This is a genomic window from Thalassococcus arenae (assembly GCF_019104745.1).
Classification (GTDB): domain Bacteria; phylum Pseudomonadota; class Alphaproteobacteria; order Rhodobacterales; family Rhodobacteraceae; genus Thalassococcus_B; species Thalassococcus_B arenae.
This window is the reverse complement of the sequence record NZ_JAHRWL010000001.1, coordinates 1,187,166-1,206,154: the sequence shown is the minus strand read 5'-3', so window position 1 is coordinate 1,206,154 and position 18,989 is coordinate 1,187,166. Positions and strand designations below refer to the sequence as shown.

The following is an 18,989-nucleotide window of genomic DNA, read 5'->3' as shown; positions in this document are numbered from 1 at the left end:
CGGTACCCCGTGGCGGGCCGGGTTTGCGTATTTTTCAAAGAGAAGAAGCGGCATTCATGGCTGAGCTGTTTCTTTCGGACTTGACGCTGTCGCATTTCCGGTCGCATCGCCTGGTGCGCCTGTCGGTCGATACCCGACCGGTGGCGATCTTCGGGCCGAACGGCGCGGGCAAGACAAACCTGATCGAAGCGGTGTCGCTGTTTTCGCCGGGTCGCGGGCTGCGGCGCGCATCGGCGCAAGACATGGTCCGGCGGCCCGAAGCCCTGGGCTGGAAGGTCAGCGGTCTGTTGCACGGACCCAGTGGGACCCACGAAGTCGCCTTTGCGTCCGAGGCGGGCGCCGCGCGCCAGGTGCAGATCGACGGCAAGGCGGCGCCGCAGACCACGCTTGCACGGATTGCCCGGGTCCTGTGGCTGATCCCGTCGATGGATCGGTTGTGGATCGAAGGGCCGGAAGGCCGCAGGCGGTTTCTGGACCGGATGACGCTGAGCTTTTTCCCGGACCACGCTCAGGCCGTGCTGGACTACGAGAAGGCGATGCGCGAACGCAACCGATTGCTCAAGGACCAGGTGCGCGATGGTCGTTGGTACGGCGCGCTCGAGGCGCAGATGGCCCGGGCCGGCGCGCTGATCCACGCCAACCGGGCGGCGTCGATCGCGCGACTCGACCTGGCTCAGCGCGACGCCGAAACCGCGTTCCCTTCGGCCACGCTGGAGCTGGTTTCGACAGAGGGTGGTCTGCCCGAGACCGAAACGGACCTGGCCGAAGCGCTGTCGGAAAGCCGGTTTCGCGATTTGGCCGCCGGTCGCACACTGGTGGGTCCGCACCGTGCCGACCTGTACGGGGTCTTCGCGGCCAAGGGTGTACCCGCCAGCGATTGTTCGACGGGAGAACAGAAAGCGCTGCTTATCTCATTGATCCTTGCAAACGGTCGCGCGCTTGCCGCCGATATCGGTGCGCCGCCCATCCTGCTGCTGGACGAGGTCTCGGCGCATCTGGACGCCTGCCGTCGGGCCGCGCTTTACGACGAGATCTGCGCCATGGGCGCGCAGGCTTGGATGACCGGCACCGGGCCCGAATTGTTCGCCGAACTGGGCGACCGCGCGCAGCGGATCGAGGTCACGGAACGCGAAGGCGAGTCGCATGTCAGCCACCGCGCCGCCTGACACCAAATCTTGTGCCTTCGGCGTGACAATCCCCCGCAAAACCCCTATAAATCGGGGCAAAATGACAAAAGGCGGCACGATGTCGGACAATGCAGGCGCACCGCAGGAATACGGCGCGGATTCCATCAAGGTTCTCAAGGGCTTGGAGGCGGTTCGCAAGCGTCCTGGCATGTATATCGGAGACACCGACGACGGCTCCGGCTTGCATCACATGGTCTACGAGGTGGTCGATAACGGCATCGACGAGGCGCTGGCCGGTCATGCCGATTATGTCCACGTGAAAATCCACGCCGACAGCAGCGTCTCGGTGCGCGACAACGGTCGCGGTATCCCGGTCGACATGCACGCCGAAGAAGGCGTTTCGGCGGCCGAGGTGATCATGACCCAGCTCCATGCCGGCGGCAAATTCGACCAGAACAGCTACAAGGTGTCGGGCGGTCTGCACGGCGTCGGTGTGTCCGTCGTCAACGCGCTGTCGGTCTGGCTGGAATTGCGGATCTGGCGCAATGGCAAGGAGCACTATGCCAAGTTCGAACATGGCGAGACGACCGAACATCTGCGCGTCGTCGGCGATGCCCATGGCGAAAAGGGCACCGAAGTGCGGTTCCTGGCGTCTACCGGCACGTTCTCCAATCTCGACTACGATTTCCACACGCTGGAAAAGCGCCTGCGCGAACTGGCCTTCCTGAATTCCGGTGTCCGCATCATCCTCGAGGACGACCGCCCGGCCGAACCGCTGCGATCCGAACTGTTCTTCGAAGGCGGCGTGCGCGAATTCGTGAAATATCTCGACCGGTCCAAGCAGGCGGTCATGCCCGACCCGATCTACATGACCGGCGAAAAGGACGGTATCGGCGTGGAAATCGCCATGTGGTGGAACGACAGCTATCACGAGACGGTGCTGCCCTTCACCAACAACATCCCGCAGCGCGACGGCGGCACGCATCTGGCGGGCTTTCGCGGCGCGCTGACGCGGACGATCCAGAAATACGCGCAGGAAAGTGGAATCGCCAAGAAGGAGAAAGTGAACTTCACCGGCGACGATGCCCGCGAGGGGCTGACCGCGGTTCTGTCGGTCAAGGTGCCCGATCCCAAGTTCAGCAGCCAGACCAAGGACAAGCTGGTCAGCTCCGAAGTGCGGCCCGCGGTCGAAAGCCTGATGAACGAGAAACTGGGCGAGTGGTTCGAGGAAAACCCGACCGAGGCCAAATCGATCGTCGGCAAGATCATCGAGGCGGCCTTGGCCCGCGAAGCCGCGCGGAAGGCGCGGGAACTGACGCGGCGCAAGACCGCGATGGATGTCAGTTTCAACGCCGCCAAGCTCAAGGATTGTTCGGAAAAGGATCCGTCCCTGACCGAGATTTTCCTGGTCGAGGGCGACAGCGCCGGCGGCTCGGCCCAGACCGGGCGGGATCGGCGGACCCAGGCGGTCCTTCCGCTTCGGGGCAAGATCCTGAACGTCGAACGAGCGCGGTTCGACCGGATGCTCGGCTCGCAGGAGATCGGCAACCTGGTGATGGCGCTCGGCACCGGAATCGGGCGCGACGAATTCAACATAAACAAGCTGCGTTATCACAAGATCATCATCATGACCGACGCCGATGTCGATGGCGCGCATATCCGCACGCTGCTGCTGACCTTCTTCTACCGTCAGATGCCGGAACTGATCGAGGACGGCTATCTCTACATCGCGCAGCCACCGCTTTACAAAGTGTCGCGCGGCAAGTCCGAAGTCTATCTCAAGGACCAGGCGGCTCTGGACGACTACCTGATTCAACAGGGGATCGACGGGGCGCAACTGATCCAGGGCAACGGCGAAGTCGTGGCCGGACAGGACCTGGTCCGCGTGATCGACGAGGCCCGGCAGCTCAAGCGCGTGCTCGATGCCTTCCCCACGCATTACCCGCGCCATATCCTGGAGCAAGCCGCGATCGCCGGCGCCTTTGTGCCGGGCGCTGTGGATGCCGATCTGCAGGGCGTGGCCAACCGCGTGGCCGAACGGCTCGACCTGATCGCGGTGGAATACGAAAAGGGTTGGGTCGGCCGCATCACCCAGGATCGCGGCATCCGTCTGGCGCGAATCCTGCGTGGCGTCGAAGAGGTGCGCACACTGGACGGACCGATGCTGCGCTCGGGCGAGGCTCGCAAGACCGGCAGCTTCACCAAGGCGCTGCAGGATGTATACGATTTGCCGGCAACGCTGGAGCGCAAGGATCGCCGCCAGTTGATCCACGGACCGCTCGACCTTTTGCAGGCGATCCTGGAAGAGGGCGAAAAGGGCCTGTCGCTGCAGCGCTACAAGGGATTGGGCGAAATGAACCCCGACCAGTTGTGGGAAACCACGCTGGACCCGGACGCGCGCACGTTGTTGCGCGTCACCATCGACGACATGACCGAGGCGGACGACCTGTTCACCAAGTTGATGGGCGATGTCGTCGAGCCGCGGCGGGAGTTCATCCAGCAGAATGCGCTGAGCGTCGAGAATCTCGACTTCTGAGCGCCGATCGGGCGCGTTACACTGCGCCATGGCCAAGTTGGAATCGCGGATCGCCCAGGGGCGCGGGGATGAACCCGCAGACATCGTTCTACGCGGCGCGCGGGTCTTTGACCTGATCACCGGAGACATGCTGGAAGGCGACGTCGCGATCTGCGGCGACACCATTGTCGGAACCTGCGCGGAATATGACGGGCGTGACGTGATCGACGTTTCGGGCCTGACACTGGTGCCGGGATTCATCGACACCCATCTGCATGTCGAAAGTTCGCTTGTCACCCCGTTCGAGTTCGATCGCTGCGTGACGCCGCGCGGCGTCACGACGGCCATCTGCGATCCGCACGAGATCGCCAACGTGGTCGGAGCCGATGGCATCCGCTATTTTCAGGATGCTTCGCAGCACCTGCTGATGGATTTGCGGGTGCAGTTGTCGTCCTGCGTGCCGTCGACGCACATGGAAACCGCCGGAGCGGAACTGTCCGCCGACGATCTGGCCGCGCTGCGTGGCCATGTGTCGGGCATCGGGCTGGCCGAGTTCATGAACTATCCCGGGGTGATCCATCGCGATGCCGCCGCCATGGCCAAGCTGCGTCTGTTCGATGGCGACCATGTCGACGGGCATTGTCCGCTGCTGTCGGGTCGCGATCTGAACGCCTATATCGCCGCCGGCATCCGCACCGAACACGAGGCGACCAGCGTCGAGGAGGCGCGCGAGAAACTGCAGAAGGGTCTGCGCGTGTTGATCCGCGAAGGCTCGGTGTCCAAGGATCTCCACGCTCTGGCCCCGTTGCTGACAGAGCGCACGGCGCCGTACATGTGCCTGTGCACCGATGACCGGAATCCGTTGGATATCGCCGAGTATGGGCATCTCGACTACATGATCCGGACGTTGATATCGCTGGGTTGTCCGCCGCTCGCGGTTTATCGAGCCGCCAGCCTTTCGGCAGCCGAGGCGTTCGGGCTGAAGGATCGCGGGCTGGTCGCGCCGGGCAAGCGTGCTGATATCGTTGCGGTGGACGAATTGCATACATGTAATGCGCAACTGGTTCTGGCGGCGGGCTGCCGGGTGACAGATGCCGCATTTGCCCGGCGCAAGATTATCGAACCCGTCGGGCGCCGCTCGGTCCGGGCGCCGCATGTGTCCGCCGACAGTTTCCGCACTGCATCGAACAGGGTCGAAACCGACGTGATCGGCATCCGCGAAGGCCAGATTCTGACCGACCATCTGCATGAGCAGATCGCCGCACAAGACGGCGACAAGCGCCCGGACCCTGACCGCGACTTGGCGCGCATCACCGTGGTCGAGCGGCACGGCAAGAACGGCAATGTCGCCAACGGTTTCGTGCGCGGGTTCGGGCTGCGCCGCGGCGCCATCGCGTCGACGGTGTGCCACGATCACCACAACATCGCCTGTGTCGGGATCGACTATGCCGATATGGCCTTGGCCGCCAATCGGCTGGGTGAAATCGATGGGGGCTTTGTCGTGGCGGAGGGCGGCAAGATCCTTGCCGAACTCGCCCTGCCGGTGGCCGGGCTGATGAGCCTGTCGCCCTTCGAAGAGGTTCGCGACCGGCTGGCCGACCTGCGGGCTGCGGCGAAATCGCTGGGCGTGACCCTGGAAGAGCCGTTCCTGCAATTGGCCTTTCTGGCCTTGCCGGTCATTCCCGCGCTCAAGATCACCGATCGTGGCATGGTCGACGTGAACCGGTTCGAGATCATCGCCTGAGGCTTGATTCGCGGATCGTCGCAGCTAGCTGGCAGGCGCATGGAAAAGGCATTGATCATCGGCGCTTCGGGCGGCATTGGCGGGGCGCTGACCAAGGCGTTGCAGGCGCGCGGCGCTGCCGTGACCGGTCTGTCGCGCAGCGCCGACGGGTTGGACGTGACCGACGAAGACAGCGTGAAGGCCGCGCTGGCCGATCTGACCGGCCCGTATGACCTGATCGTGGTTGCCAGCGGTGCGTTGGAAATTGACGGGGCAGAGCCGGAAAAGACGCTTAAGACATTGGAACCGAAAGCTTTTCTTGACCAGATCGCGTTGAACGCGCTTGGGCCGGCGCTGGTTCTGAAACACGCGATTCGACTGGTTCCCCGCGATCAACCCGCTGTTTTTGCAGCACTTTCCGCGCGCGTGGGCAGCATTGGCGACAATCGACTGGGCGGGTGGTATTCCTACCGTGCCGCGAAAACCGCTTTGAACCAGTTAATGCACAGTGCGGCCATCGAATTGGCGCGGACGCACAAGCAGCTTTGCGTCGCCTGTCTGCATCCCGGAACCGTCGCCACGCCCTTTACCGAGAAATACCTGGGCCGCCATCCCGCGGTGCCGCCGGACCAGGCCGCAGCCAACCTGTTGCAGGTCATCGACGGTCTGACGCCGGCCCAGACCGGGCGTTTCTACGACTGGGCGGGAAAGGCGGTGCCGTGGTGAGCAGGCTGATCCTGGTTCTTGGCGATCAGCTGACCGAGACCATCGCCGCGCTGCGCGAGGCCGACAGGAAAACCGACATCGTCGTCATGGCCGAGGTCGCCGACGAGGCGTCCTATGTCCAGCATCATCCCAAGAAGATCGCGCTGATCTTTGCGGCGATGCGCAAGTTCGCCGCCCGGCTGCGCGACGATGGCTGGGACGTGCGCTATACCCAGCTGGACGACACCGAAAATACCGGATCGATCCCGGGCGAATTGCTGCGCCGGGCCGAGGAAACCGGCGCGACCGAGGTCTTCGCCACCGAACCCGGAGAATGGCGGCTGATCGAGGCGCTGAACGATGCGCCCTTGAAAATCAAGCAGTTGGAGGATGACCGTTTCATCGCCACCCATGCCGAATTCCAAGATTGGGCGAAGGGGCGCAAGCAGCTGCGGATGGAATATTTCTATCGCGACATGCGGCGCAAGACCGGGCTGCTGATGGACGGTGACGACCCGGTTGGGGGCAAGTGGAACTTTGATCACGACAACCGCAAGCCGGCGCCGGACGAGGTGGATTTCGGCGGGCCGATGCAGTTCACGCCGGACGAGACGGTCGAAGAGGTGCTGGACCTGGTCGAGTCGCGCTTCGGCAATTCCTTCGGCCAGTTGCGCCCGTTCTGGTTCGCCACCGAACCGGGCCAGGCCAAGCGCGCGCTGAGCCATTTCATCAGGCATGCCCTGCCGAAATTCGGCGACTTCCAGGACGCGATGCTGGACGACAACCGGTTCCTGTATCACGCGGTGATCTCGCCCTATATCACGCTGGGACTGCTGGACCCGCTGGAGGTCTGCCGGGAGGCGGAAAAGGCCTATGAAAACGGCGATGCGCCGATCAACGCGGTCGAGGGGTTCATCCGCCAGATCATCGGCTGGCGGGAATATATCCGGGGCATCTATTTCCGCGAAGGGCCAGACTATGTTTCGCGTAACGCCTTGAAACACAAGCGCGATCTGCCCGCGTTCTACTGGGGCGAAAAGACCCGGATGCGCTGTGTCGCCAAGGCGGTCGAGCAGACCGAAGCCGAGGCCTATGCGCATCACATCCAGCGGCTGATGGTGACGGGCAATTTCGGACTGCTGGCGGGCATCGATCCGGCGCAGCTGCACGAATGGTATCTGCGCGTCTATATCGACGCGTTCGAATGGGTCGAGGCGCCGAACACCATCGGGATGAGCCAGTTCGCCGATGACGGGATCATCGCGTCAAAGCCTTATATTTCCTCGGGAAATTACATCGACAAGATGTCGGATCACTGCAAGTCCTGCGACTACAAGGTCAAGGTCAAGACCGGTGACGGGGCCTGCCCGTTCAACCTGCTCTACTGGCATTTCCTGCACCGTCACCGGGGCAAGTTCGAGGGCAATCCGCGCATGGGCAACATGTATGGAACCTGGGACCGGATGACCGAGGACAAGCGCGACACGATCCTGCGCGAGGCCGAGGATTTCCTGGCGCGGATGGAAAAGGGCGAGATCGTCTGAACGCGGCGCGCGGTGCGGTTAACGCAACGGTCGATGGGCGATTCACGGCAGCGATCCGTCCTTTTGGGCCCGCGTTCGGGACGGATCGGTGGGCGGGATTCGCACAGTCCGCGGCACGGATTCGACCAAGCCGTCCTGTTCGCCGCCGGTTCGGGACAGATTGCTGCCGCACCACCCGGCGCGGGCCCCGGTTTCGGCGAAAAATGGTTAATTCCCGAAATTGGTGGCAATCCACCAGCCCCCCCGATGCCGGCTGCGATCCGGGCGCGGCAGCCGGGCCGGTGCGCCCTGCACCGGATCAATCCGGACCCGCAGCCGGGGTGTCATACTGCCAGCCGATCCTTGGCCAAGGGGGGGCGAAAGCATGGCGTTTGACATCGCACTGACCATCGGACGGAATTTCGAGAACCGCGCACGGGGCGAAAGCGACGATTCCCCGACCGCCTGGGAGGCCCACCGCAAGCGCGGCACGGTGCTGCGCCAGACGCTTGACGGATCGGATGACTGGACGGTCACGGATTGGGGCGACACCTTTGACACCCGGCGCACCCACGAGGACGTGGTTCTGCAATTGTCGATGATCGGCACGGCGGTCGGCCTGGGCGTCATGGCCTTTGCCGGCAAGGTGCTGTGGCGCACGCTGGAGGATGTCGCCGTCGATGCGCTGAAACGGCTGATGGTCAAGCTGATCCCGGCACTGGAACAGAAAGCCATCACGCGGGCCTACGCGACGCTGCCGGACGGTCAATCCATCGAATGGAGCATCGATGCCGAAAACCCCGACCGGATCAACATCTGGGTGCATGGGTCGATATCGGTGCCGCGCGAGGCTTTGGCCGCCGAGGCCGGCAAGCAAGCGCAGTAGGGGGCATCACTTCATCGACCGGCCGATATCGAGAATATCGGGCGAAACCGGCTTGGGCTGGATCCGCCTGCGGTTGCCGCTGACATAGGTCGAAATCGGGTCGCGGTAGTGCCCCGACCCGATGACCGCGCTTTGCGACGGCTTGGTATCGGGGAAATACTTATGGCCGATGCGGATGATGTCGGAGGTGGCCCGTTTCGGTACCGGCGCCTTGGCGGTGCGGCGTTGCGGCGTGTACGAGACCTTTTTGCGTCGCCGGACGGCCGCGGTGCCGGCCTTGATCGCCGGCGTCTTGGGGGTGGCGGGTTTGGGTTTCCGGAAGGTGCGGCGGCGCACCGGGTTGGTCTTGCGCATGTAGCCTTCGACGGCCTTGTGCAGCCCGGGATCGTTCACCAGCGCATCGAGACGGGCACCGATCTGGTCCTCGCGCCGGAACAGCCCGGGATGCGAACTGCGCCCGCCGGCATCGTCGCTGGCGACCGTCCAGGGCACGTAATCGCCGGTCACGGTGACATCGCCCTTGAACTTGTAGATCATCTTGCCGGTGCTGCGCGGGTCCTTGGGATGGCGGGCCTTGAAGATCCGGTCGGACAGGTCGTCGGCCATGTGGACGAAGTAATTCAGGTACTTGCCGATCTCGAAGCCGACACCGAAGGCCAGAAGCGGGCCGACCTTCTTCTTCAGCGAGCTCTTGATGACCTTGCCCGCGGCGCCCCGAGCGGTGTTGCCCTGACCCAGCCGGGTGCTTCGGGTCGCGCGGATCGCGGATTTGCGGGTATAGCCGTATTTTCCCATGCGGCCAGTATGGCGAGAACCGGCAGGACGCGATTGATGCGGCGCAATTTTCCCGGGGCCGCGATCAGCCGACCGACACGCCTTCGCCTTGCAGGATCGCGTGCAGCCGGTCGAGGAACGCCGCCTCGCCCAGCTCGGTCTCGGCGGTGCGGCGGGCGGCGGCGGAAATCGCGGCGCGCGGGGCGTCGGGCAGCACGGCGCGCAGGGCGTCGGCAAGGGAACCGGGCCGGCGGATGTCGACGACGAAGCCGTTTTCGCCGTGGGTCAGGTACCCTGCCGATCCGCTTTCGCTGGAGATGATCGGGATCGCGCCATAGGCCATGCCTTCGATCGGGGCGACGCCCAGCGGCTCGCCGGTGCTGGGCAGGACGACGACGTCGGCGCCGGCATAGACATTGGCCATGTCGCGGAACGGCAGCCCGGCGATCATGCGGACCCAGGGCGCGGTGGTCAGGTCCGCGAGCTGGGCGGCGTGGCTGGCCTGGGCCGACGTCTTGCGCGGCGTCGAGCCGACCAGCAGCACGTTGACGCGGTCCTGCAGCCCGGCCTTGTCGATGGCGTCGAGCAGCAACGGCTGGTTCTTGCGCGCCAGCCCCAGCTTGCCGACGCAGAGCACGTTGAGCTTGCCGGGTTCGCGCGGCCAGGGATCGGGGGCGTCGAACCGCCCGACCGGCCAGGGCAGGTAGCGCGCGAAGGGATCGGCGGGGCGGTCGGGGCCAAGGCCGCGCACCGGCGTGATGCGTTGCACCGGAAGACCCTTCCAGCGCAGTTCGGCCTGCCGGAGCAGCGAGGTTTTCCCGAGATAGGGCAGAAGGTTGTAGAGCAGGCAGGGGATGTCCGATTGCCGTGCCACCCGCGCGGCGCGGCGCGACAGCGCCCAGGCGTTGCGGACCACCACCAGGTCGGGGGCGAAATCGGCGATGGCGCGGGCGACCTCGGAGCGGCTGGGATGGCGGCCCATCACCACCGGGGTCAGGTGGCTGTGGTCTTCGCTTTTGGCGCTTTCATTGACGAGGAAGCACAGGTCGTGCCCGGCCGCGCGCATGGCGCGGACCGCGAACCACAGGTTGGTGTGGAACCGCGGCAGGGTGAACAGCAATCGCGCCATTCAGTTCGAACCGGCCTCGCCGGTGGCCGCGTCGGCATCGGCACCGGCGCCGGTGGTCGCGTTGGGGTCGGTCTCGGCATCGGGCGCCGCATTCGCATCCGTGTCGGCGGGCGCGGGCGCGTCGTCGGCGCTGAGCGCGCCGTTGATCCAGTCGCCGGTCGCGGTTTCGCCGGTGGCGTAGCGCATGGTGCCGACCCCCTGGCGCTTGCCATCCTTGAACATGCCTTCGTAGACGTCGCCATTGGCATAGGTGGCCACGCCCTGGCCGTCGATTTCGCCGTTCTTCCAATCGCCGGCATAGCGGAAACCGCCGGGCATGGTGATTTCGCCCGTGCCGTGGCGCTGGCCGTTCTGGAACTGGCCGACATAGACCGTGCCGTCGGCATAGGTGGCGGTGCCCTGGCCATGGCGCTGACCGTCCAGCCAGTCGCCGTCGTAGCGGTAGCCGTCGGGATAGGTCATCACGCCGCGACCGTGGTTGCGGGCGTTCTTGAATTCGCCCTCGTAGACCAGCCCGTTGGCATAGGTGGCGATGCCGCGGCCCTCGATCACGCCATCGACCCAGTCGCCTTCGTAGGTCGAGCCGTCGGGATAGGTGATCTTGCCCTTGCCGTTGGCCAGATCGCCCCGGAAGGTGCCGACATAGACCGACCCGTCGGGATAGGTGACTTCGCCCTCGCCATCGATCTGCCCGGCGACCCAGGTGCCGGAAAAGCGGTAGCCGTCGGCGCCGGTGAAGGTGCCCTGGCCCTGGCGCTGGTCGTTGCGGAAATCGCCCTCGTAGATGTCGCCATTGGCATAGGTGACCTTGCCGCGCCCTTCGCGGCGTCCGGCCACCAGTTCGCCCTCGTAGACGTCGCCGTTGGTTTGGGTCAGGGTGCCGATGCCGTCGATCTGGCCGGCCTTCCAGGTGCCTTCGTAGACCAGGCCGTCGGCCATCGTCAGCTTGCCCTGTCCGGCCCGTTCGCCATCGGCCACGCGACCGATATAGACCGACCCGTCGGGATACGAGATGGTGGCCTGTCCGTCCTTGGCGCCGTTCACCCAGTCGCCTTCGTAGACATAGCCGTTGGGCGAGGTCATGGTGCCGCGACCGTGATGCAGCGCGTTGCGGAACGACCCTTCGTAGCGCACGCCGTTGGCGTAGATCGCCACGCCCTGGCCGGTGATCTTGCCGTCCAGCCAGCTGCCTTCGTAGGTGCCGCCATCGGCAAAGACGATCTTGCCGATGCCCTCGGGCTTGCCCTTGGCGAAATCGCCTTCGTAGACCGAGCCGTTGGGGAAGCGCGCCACGCCCTTGCCGCGGATTTCGCCATCGACCCAGTCGCCGGTATATTCGTACCCGTTGGGCAGCCGGTAGGTGCCGGTGCCGTGCTGCAGCCCGTCCTTGAAGGTGCCTTCGTAGACCCCGCCATCGTCGTATTGCTTGGTCAGCACGCCCTCGTCCTGCGCCAGCGCGGGCGCGGCCAGCAGGGCGATGGTCGCGGCGATGGTGAAGCCTGCACGGGTCATGCTCGGGTGCTCTCTTGTTGCCTTGCGCGAAAGGTAATCAAGCCGCCGGGGCGGGGCAATGTCTTTTGCCGCATCGGCTTTTCCTTGCGCCAGCATCTGCTATGTGACGCCTGTGAAGAACGGAAAGGACAGCGGATGACCGACCGGTTCCGGCTGACGATGGCGCAGCTCAACCCGACGGTGGGCGACCTTGCGGGCAACGCCGCAAAGGCGCGCGAGGCCTGGGCGCAGGGCCGTGCCGCCGGGGCCGACCTGGTGGCGCTGCCCGAGATGTTCATCACCGGCTACCAGGCCCAGGACCTGGTGATGAAGCCCGCCTTCGTCACAGATGCCGTGCGCCATATCGAGGCGCTGGCAGCCGATTGCGCCGACGGACCGGCGCTGGCCATCGGCGGGCCCTGCCCGCAGGGGACCAAGCTGCACAACAGCTATTACGTGCTTGAGGGTGGCAAGGTCGCGGCGGTCACGCACAAGTATTTCCTGCCCAATTTCAATGTGTTCGACGAGGTGCGGGTGTTCTCGCGCGACCGGATGCAGGGGCCGGTTTCGGTGAACGGCGTGCGCGTCGGCATGCCGGTCTGCGAGGATGCCTGGTACCCGGACGTGGCCGAGGCGATGGCCGAAAGCGGTGCCGAGATCCTGCTGGTGCCCAACGGGTCGCCCTATTTCCGCGACAAGTTCGACACGCGGCTGAACAAGATGGTCGCCCGGGTCGTCGAGACCGGCCTGCCGCTGGTCTATCTGAACATGATCGGCGGTCAGGACGACCAGGTGTTCGACGGCGGTTCCTTCGTGCTGAACGCCCATGGCCGGCCGGCCGTCAAGCTGCCGGTGCTCGAAGAGGCCGTCTCGACCGTCGAGTTCCTGCGCGGGCCCGATGGCTGGGTCGCGCAGGAGGGCGATTTCACCGCCCATCCCGACGAATGGGAACAGGATTACCGCGTGATGGTGCAGTCGCTGCGCGACTATTGCGGCAAGACCGGCTTTGGCCGCGTGCTCTTGGGTTTGTCGGGCGGGGTGGATTCGGCGCTGGTGGCGACCATCGCGGTGGACGCGCTGGGCGCCGACAACGTGCGCTGCGTGATGCTGCCCTCGGAATACACGTCCGAGCATTCGCTGGAGGATGCCAGGGCCTGCGCCGAGGCGTTGGGATGCCGCTATGATTTCGTGCCGATCGCCGAGGGCCGCCGCGCGATCACCGACACGCTGGCGCCGCTTTTCGCCGGAACAGAGCCTGGTATCGCCGAGGAGAACATCCAGTCGCGCCTGCGCGGGTTGCTGTTGATGGCGCTGTCGAACAAGTTCGGCGAAATGCTGCTGACAACCGGCAACAAGTCCGAGGTGGCGGTGGGTTATGCCACGATCTACGGCGACATGGCGGGCGGCTACAACCCGATCAAGGATCTCTACAAGACCCGGGTGTTCGAGACCTGCCGCTGGCGCAATGCCAACCACCGGGGGTGGATGCAGGGGCCCGCAGGCATGGTGATCCCCGAGCGGATCATCACCAAGCCGCCCTCGGCCGAGTTGCGCGCCGATCAGAAGGACAGCGACAGCCTGCCCGATTACCCGGTGCTGGACGGCATCCTCGATATCCTGGTGGACCAGGACGGCAGCGTGTCCGATTGCGTTGCGGCGGGCTTTGACAAGGCGGATGCCAAGCGGGTCGAGCACCTGATTTATATCAGCGAATACAAGCGGTTCCAGGCCGCGCCCGGCGCCCGCCTGACCAGGCGCGCCTTCTGGCTGGACCGGCGTTACCCGATCGTCAACCGCTGGCGGGACGGCGGCTAGGCGGCGGGCAGGAGGATCGACCGGGTCGAGCCCCTGGCGGACGACCCGAGCCGGAACACCGCCGGGCCAGGGGACGGTCTCGCCGAAGCTCGGCTTTGCCCCGCGGACCTGACCTTCGGCATCGCCATGCCCAGCGTTGTGTCATCCGCAATGCCTGCGCACCTCGGTGTCGCGCAGCCCCGTCTCGACCAGCATGCAGCGGTTGCGCGCCTCGTAGTAATAGCCGCGGGCGTACCACATCACCGCCTCGGATTCGTTTCCGTCCGCCACCAGCCAGGCTCCGCGCAGATACCGCACCGCATAGGTCAGGTTGGTGCGGGCATCCAGCAGGTCCGAATCCCGGCCCCGGAATCCCATCTGGCGCGCCGTCGCGGGCAGGATCTGCATCAGCCCGTAATACGGGCCGTTGCGGGCCTGGGGCCGGTAGTCGCTTTCGCGCTGGATCACCCGATGCACGAGGCTGCGGGGGACGCCCTGGGCATCGGCGGTTTCGTTGATCATCGCGCGCAGCGCGGCGGTCTCGCCGGGATACAGCGGCGCGGCGCGGCTTGCCGGCCCGTCGGGCGCAGGGCTTTCGGGGGCACCGCCGCAAGCGCCAAGACAAAGCGCCGCCGTCAGGATCAGGTATCGCATCGAAGGTCTCGTCTGGCCGCCCCCATGTCCGCGATCCCTGCCCGAAAGCGATCGGTTTGCAATGGCCCCGGGCCGTCATGCGCGGATTTCGGCCTGCGCCGGGCCGTTTCGAGAGATCTGCCGCAGCATGGCCGCCGGGCGCGAACACGGGCGCTGTCCGCCCGGATCGCTCACTCCCACCAGCGGTCGATCACCGCGATGTCCTCGTCCGACCAGCCGAAATGGTGGGCGAATTCGTGCACCGTGACATGGGCGACGAGATCGGCCAGGTCGACATCGCCGCGGTCGCGCCATTCCGCCAGGATCGGTTCGCGGAAAAGCCAGACCGTATCGGGAAAGGGCGCCGGATCGGCGACGGATTTCTCGGTCAGCGGGATGCCGTCATACAGCCCGGTCAGCTCCAGCGGGTCGTCGATCTGCATCTCGTCCAGGATGTCGCCGGGCGGCCAGTCGACCACGCGCAGCAGCACCGGCGCCGCCAATGCGCGGAACGGCTCGGGAAAGCCCGCCACCGCTGCCTGCGCCATGGCCTCGAAACCCGCGATGTCGGTTTCCAGCCGCAAACCCACCCCCTGCTTCTTCTCTTTTCCAAATACGCATTTCCGACGCCGCCGCAATCCCGACACCGGGCAAGGCCGCGCGGCAGACGCAAAGGGGCGGGCGCGGCCGTCAGGCCGCGCCCGCCCCCCGTGGCGACGCGCCGACAGGCGCGGCGCAATCCGCGTTACAGCATCAGCTGGTAGGAATGCGGCACGTAATGGAACCCCTCGCCGCGGGTCTCGACATAGCCCAGCGCCGGGAACGGCATGTGGTAGCCCACGAAGGGCACACCATCGGCGGCGAGCATGCCCAGCACATTTCGGCGCGCGGCGGCGGCGGCGGCCTTGTCGGCGTCAAAGCGCACTTCCCAATCCGGGTAGGCCAGCGACCAGACATAGTGATTGGCAAGGTCCGCGATCAGCATCAGCTGCTTGCCGCCGCTTTCCAGCATGTAGCCCATATGCCCGGGCGTGTGTCCGAAGGCCGCCATCGCGGTGATGCCCGAGGTCACCGCCCCGCCATCGCCGAGAAAGGTCATCTTTTCGGCCAGCGGCCGGACCTTGCCGTCAAAACCCTCGTTTCCGGCGGCGGCCCAGTGGTCGTATTCCGCCTGGCCGGTGATATAGGCGGCATTGGCAAAGGTTTCGCCGCCCTCGCCCATCAGCCCGCCGATATGATCGCCATGCATGTGGGTGATGACGACATGGGTGACCTGGTCGGTGCCGTAGCCGGCCGCCTGAACCGCGGCGGTGATGCCTTCGGGATTCAGGCCGGTATCGAACAGGATCAGTTCCGAGCCGGTATTGACCAGCGTCGGCGTGAAGAAGAACTGTGCCTTGTCGATGGGCAGCTTGGCCTCGGCCGAGACCTGCGCGAATTCCTCGGCGCTGACATTCATGCCGAAGATGGTCTGCGGCTCATCCCGCGTGGCGGTGCCGGCAAGCAGCGTGCTGACCTCGAAATCGCCCAGCATGACGCGGTTGACGCGCGGCACCTGGGCGCCCTGCATCGGCGCGGCATGGCTGCCGGCCCTGAGCGCGGTGGCGGCAAGCGGCAGGGCGGCGGCGCCGGCCAGCGCGGCGCGGCGGGAGAGGGTGAATTTCTGTGACATCATGGACTCCCTGTATGGTTCCGCTGCGTAAGGTAGCCCGGAATCGCGGACTGTCTTGCGTGCGCTTTTGCGCAGGGCGCTGCGCGAAAACGCTCAACCCAACGGGTAGGTGGCCAGGATCTCGTGCCGCGCGCCGCCCGGCGCCAGGGTCGAGCCGACCAGCGCCAGCCTGTCGGCCAAGGCCGGGGGCAGCGCGACACCGGCCTGTGTGGCCAGCGCGGCCTGCATGTCGGGCCGGGCGGTGTCGCCCCGGCGCAGCCGCGCGATGGTGACATGGGGTCGAAAGCGGCGCCGGGGCAGGGTCACGCCCGCCGCCATCACCGCGCGGCGCACCGCGTCGTGCAGCGCGATCAGCGCCGGGTCGGGATCGGCGATCAGCGCCAGTGCCTGGCCGTGATCGCCGCCAAAGCTGGTCAGACCGGCCAGCCGCAGCGGCACCGGTGCGGCGCGCAGCGCCGACAGGCCGAAATCGATCTCGGCCAGCGCGTCCTCGGGCTGGTCGTCGAGAAAGGCCAGCGTCAGGTGCAGGTTGTCCTGCGGCACGGCGCGCCCGGCGGGCAGGCGGGCCTGGATCGCCTGAACCGGGTCGATCAGCGCATCGGGCAGCGGCAGGGCGACGAAGGCGCGCATGGCGGTCGCGGCCCGGTCAGAGCGGCGTGACCGGGCAGGCCGGCAGCAGCTCTTGAACCAGGGCACGCGGGCAGAGCTGCGTGCCCTCGGTCGTCACCGTGGCCGAGGCCGCGGCCTGGCCCCAGGCCAGCGCCCGGTCGGGCGTGTCGCCGCGCGCCAGCGCGAAGGTGAAGGCGCCGACGAAACTGTCGCCCGCGCCGATCTTGCTGCGCACCGGCACATCCGCCGCCAGCACGTGCCAGTGTCCGTCGCCGCTGGCCAGGACCGAGCCGTCGGCACCGCGCGCCACGATCACCTGCCGCGCCGCGCCGCGCGCCACCAGCGAAGCGGCGAAATCGGCGCTGTCGCGGCGTTCGGGCAGGGCGCGGCCGGCCAGGCCCTCGGCCTCTTCGCTGTCCATGCGCAGGATCTCGGGCATCGCCGCGCGCCCGCCTTCGGCCAGATGCGCCAGCGCCGCGCCCGACGTGTCGGCGATCACCCGGGCGCCCTGCGGGGTCAGCGCCGCGGTCAGCCGGGCGGTGAAATCGACCGGCACGCCCGGCGGTGCGCTGCCGCTGACCACGACGATGGCGTTCGCGGTCGCGGTGTCCTGGGCAAGCTGAAGCGCCGCGGCGACATCGCCTTCGCCCCAGCGTGGTCCGGGCAGGACGAAGCGGTATTGCGCGCCGCTGCCGTCATCGGTGACGGCCAGGCTTTGCCGGGTTTCGCCCGGCGCCGGCATGGCGACGACATCCAGCCCCGCCGCGCCCAGCAGCGCGCCCAGCCGTTCGCCGGTCTTGCCGCCCAGGGCCACCAGGCAACGCGAGGCGCCGCCCAGGATATGCACCACGCGGCTGACATTGATCCCGCCGCCGCCCGGTTCCACGACCGGCGCGGCGCAGCGCAGTTTCGGGCCGGGCACGACCTGCGGCGCACTGGTTGACAGGTCCAGCGCGGGGTTCAGCGTGATCGTCAGAATCTCGGTCATGAGTGTCTCCGATGCTGCCGCGACCCTAGACAAATCGGCCCGCCTGTGGAATGGCAAGCCTCTGTCAGGAGGCGCCCATGACCACCACCCGTTTCGCCCCGTCGCCCACCGGCCGGATCCATGTCGGCAACCTGCGCACGGCGCTTTTCAACTACCTGATCGCGCGCAAGGCGGGCGGCACGTTCATCCTGCGCATCGACGATACCGACCCGGAGCGGTCGAAAGAGGAATATGTCGACGGCATCAAGCGCGACCTGGACTGGCTGGGCCTGCATTGGGACCGGATCGAGCGGCAATCGCACCGGCTGGACCGATACGAGGACGCGGCGGACGAATTGCGCCGGATGGGCCGGTTCTACGAGGCGTGGGAAACGCCGACCGAACTGGACCTCAAGCGCAAGAAGCAGCTGAACATGGGCAAGCCGCCGGTCTATGACCGCGCCGCGCTGGCGCTGAGCGAGACCGACCGCGCGAAACTGCAGGCCGAGCGCGGCGCCGGTGTCTGGCGGTTCCTGCTGGACCAGGAGCGCATCGAGTGGCCCGACGGCATCCTGGGCGACATCTCGATCGACGCCGCCAGCGTGTCGGACCCGGTGCTGATCCGCGCCGACGGGCAGATCCTGTACACGCTGGCCTCGGTCGTCGACGATACCGAGATGGGCGTGACCCATGTGGTGCGCGGGTCCGACCACGTGACCAACACCGCGACCCAGATCCAGATCATGCGCGCCCTGGGCGGCACGCCGCCGGTCTTTGCGCATCATTCGCTGCTGACCGGTCCGCAGGGCGAGTCGCTGTCGAAACGGCTGGGCACGCTGAGCCTGCACGACCTGCGCGACGAGGGTGTCGAACCCGAGGCGCTGCTGAGCCTGATGGCGCGGCTGGGGTCGAGCCAGCCGGTCGAGCTGCGGCTGAGCCTGGACGAGATCGCCGAAGGCTTTGACCTGTCGCAATTCGGCGCCGCGCCGACCAAGTTCGACGCCGGCGACCTGTGGCCGCTGACCGCGCGCAAGCTGCACGAGCTGCCCTTTGCCGAGATCGCCGACGAGATCGCGCAGATCGGCGTGCCGGCGGACAAGGCCGAGCTGTTCTGGCGGGTCTGCCGCGAGAACATCGTCAAGCGCGCCGATCTCAAGGATTGGTGGCGGTTGTTCTCCGAAGGCGCCGAGCCGCTGGTCACCGAAGAGGACCGCGCCTTTGTCGCGCAGGCGATGGCGCTGCTGCCTGACGGTCCGTTCGATCATGACACGTGGTCCAACTGGACCGCGGCGGTCAAGGAGGCGACGGGCCGCAAGGGCAAGGCGCTGTTCATGCCGCTGCGCAAGGCCGTCACGGGCCGCGAGCGCGGACCCGAGATGGCCGACGTGATGCCCTTGCTGCAACAGGTGCCGGCGCGGCGTCTGGCCGGCGGGTAGGCGCG

General features: G+C 66.5%; 16 protein-coding genes. 8 read left to right on the top strand and 8 right to left on the bottom strand.

All coding sequences use genetic code 11. The features are described 5' to 3' along the window. Positions 1-56 precede the first annotated feature (56 nt). The 6 genes from recF (at position 57) to KUH32_RS05955 (ending at position 8,479) form a co-directional block, all read left to right on the top strand. Positions 57-1,166, top strand: coding sequence for a DNA replication/repair protein RecF (recF, locus tag KUH32_RS05980; RefSeq protein WP_217777131.1), 1,110 nt, complete (start codon positions 57-59; stop codon positions 1,164-1,166). Positions 1,167-1,245: 79 nt separating this feature from the next. Then, positions 1,246-3,663 carry a DNA topoisomerase (ATP-hydrolyzing) subunit B gene (gene gyrB, locus KUH32_RS05975; RefSeq protein WP_217777130.1) on the top strand — a complete coding sequence of 806 codons (2,418 nt, stop codon included), beginning with the start codon at positions 1,246-1,248 and terminating at the stop codon, positions 3,661-3,663. A 28-nt stretch (positions 3,664-3,691) separates the two neighbouring features. Next, complete coding sequence (gene ade / locus KUH32_RS05970) at positions 3,692-5,386, top strand: adenine deaminase (RefSeq protein ID WP_217777129.1); 1,695 nt, start codon at positions 3,692-3,694, stop codon at positions 5,384-5,386. 39 nt (positions 5,387-5,425) lie between these two features. After that, on the top strand, positions 5,426-6,091 hold the full coding sequence (locus tag KUH32_RS05965) for an SDR family NAD(P)-dependent oxidoreductase (RefSeq protein WP_217777128.1): 666 nt from the start codon (positions 5,426-5,428) through the stop codon (positions 6,089-6,091). Beyond that, the gene (locus KUH32_RS05960; RefSeq protein WP_217777127.1) at positions 6,088-7,614 is read left to right on the top strand and encodes a cryptochrome/photolyase family protein; all 1,527 of its coding nucleotides are present in this window, start codon (positions 6,088-6,090) and stop codon (positions 7,612-7,614) included. Before KUH32_RS05965 ends, KUH32_RS05960 begins: the two co-directional genes overlap by 4 nt. A gap of 364 nt (positions 7,615-7,978) precedes the next feature. Then, the gene (locus KUH32_RS05955) at positions 7,979-8,479 is read left to right on the top strand and encodes a hypothetical protein (protein ID WP_217777126.1); all 501 of its coding nucleotides are present in this window, start codon (positions 7,979-7,981) and stop codon (positions 8,477-8,479) included. A 6-nt stretch (positions 8,480-8,485) separates the two neighbouring features. On the opposite strand, the gene KUH32_RS05950 is transcribed toward KUH32_RS05955, so the two are convergent. The 3 genes from KUH32_RS05950 to KUH32_RS05940 all read right to left on the bottom strand — a co-directional run bounded on the left by KUH32_RS05950 (position 8,486) and on the right by KUH32_RS05940 (position 11,894). Beyond that, positions 8,486-9,274 carry a hypothetical protein gene (locus KUH32_RS05950; RefSeq protein ID WP_217777125.1) on the bottom strand — a complete coding sequence of 263 codons (789 nt, stop codon included), beginning with the start codon at positions 9,272-9,274 and terminating at the stop codon, positions 8,486-8,488. Between the two features lie 64 nt (positions 9,275-9,338). Then, positions 9,339-10,382, bottom strand: coding sequence for a glycosyltransferase family 4 protein (locus KUH32_RS05945; RefSeq protein WP_217777124.1), 1,044 nt, complete (start codon positions 10,380-10,382; stop codon positions 9,339-9,341). Further along, positions 10,383-11,894, bottom strand: a complete 1,512-nt coding sequence (locus KUH32_RS05940) for an MORN repeat-containing protein (RefSeq protein WP_217777123.1) — start codon at positions 11,892-11,894, stop codon at positions 10,383-10,385. Between the two features lie 135 nt (positions 11,895-12,029). On the opposite strand from KUH32_RS05940, the gene KUH32_RS05935 reads away from it, so the two are divergent. Continuing rightward, the gene (locus tag KUH32_RS05935; protein WP_217777122.1) at positions 12,030-13,688 is read left to right on the top strand and encodes an NAD+ synthase; all 1,659 of its coding nucleotides are present in this window, start codon (positions 12,030-12,032) and stop codon (positions 13,686-13,688) included. A 141-nt stretch (positions 13,689-13,829) separates the two neighbouring features. Here the strand turns inward: KUH32_RS05935 and KUH32_RS05930 are convergent, their stop codons facing one another. From KUH32_RS05930 to KUH32_RS05910, 5 genes are all read right to left on the bottom strand, one after another. Next, on the bottom strand, positions 13,830-14,321 hold the full coding sequence (locus KUH32_RS05930; protein WP_217777121.1) for a lytic transglycosylase domain-containing protein: 492 nt from the start codon (positions 14,319-14,321) through the stop codon (positions 13,830-13,832). 170 nt (positions 14,322-14,491) lie between these two features. Beyond that, a complete protein-coding gene (locus tag KUH32_RS05925) occupies positions 14,492-14,848 on the bottom strand; it encodes a metallopeptidase family protein (protein ID WP_217778319.1) in 357 nt (118 codons plus the stop codon). A 197-nt stretch (positions 14,849-15,045) separates the two neighbouring features. Next, entirely contained in the window at positions 15,046-15,972 is a 927-nt protein-coding gene (locus KUH32_RS05920) for an MBL fold metallo-hydrolase (protein WP_217777120.1), read from the bottom strand. 93 nt (positions 15,973-16,065) lie between these two features. Continuing rightward, positions 16,066-16,602: an RNA 2',3'-cyclic phosphodiesterase gene (thpR, locus tag KUH32_RS05915; RefSeq protein WP_217777119.1), complete on the bottom strand. Its 537-nt coding sequence runs from the start codon at positions 16,600-16,602 to the stop codon at positions 16,066-16,068. Between the two features lie 16 nt (positions 16,603-16,618). Further along, a complete protein-coding gene (locus KUH32_RS05910) occupies positions 16,619-17,569 on the bottom strand; it encodes a 1-phosphofructokinase family hexose kinase (protein ID WP_217777118.1) in 951 nt (316 codons plus the stop codon). 77 nt (positions 17,570-17,646) lie between these two features. Here KUH32_RS05910 and gltX point away from each other — a divergent pair, with 77 nt between their 5' ends. Further along, positions 17,647-18,984, top strand: coding sequence for a glutamate--tRNA ligase (gene gltX / locus KUH32_RS05905; protein ID WP_217777117.1), 1,338 nt, complete (start codon positions 17,647-17,649; stop codon positions 18,982-18,984). Positions 18,985-18,989: the final 5 nt, after the last annotated feature.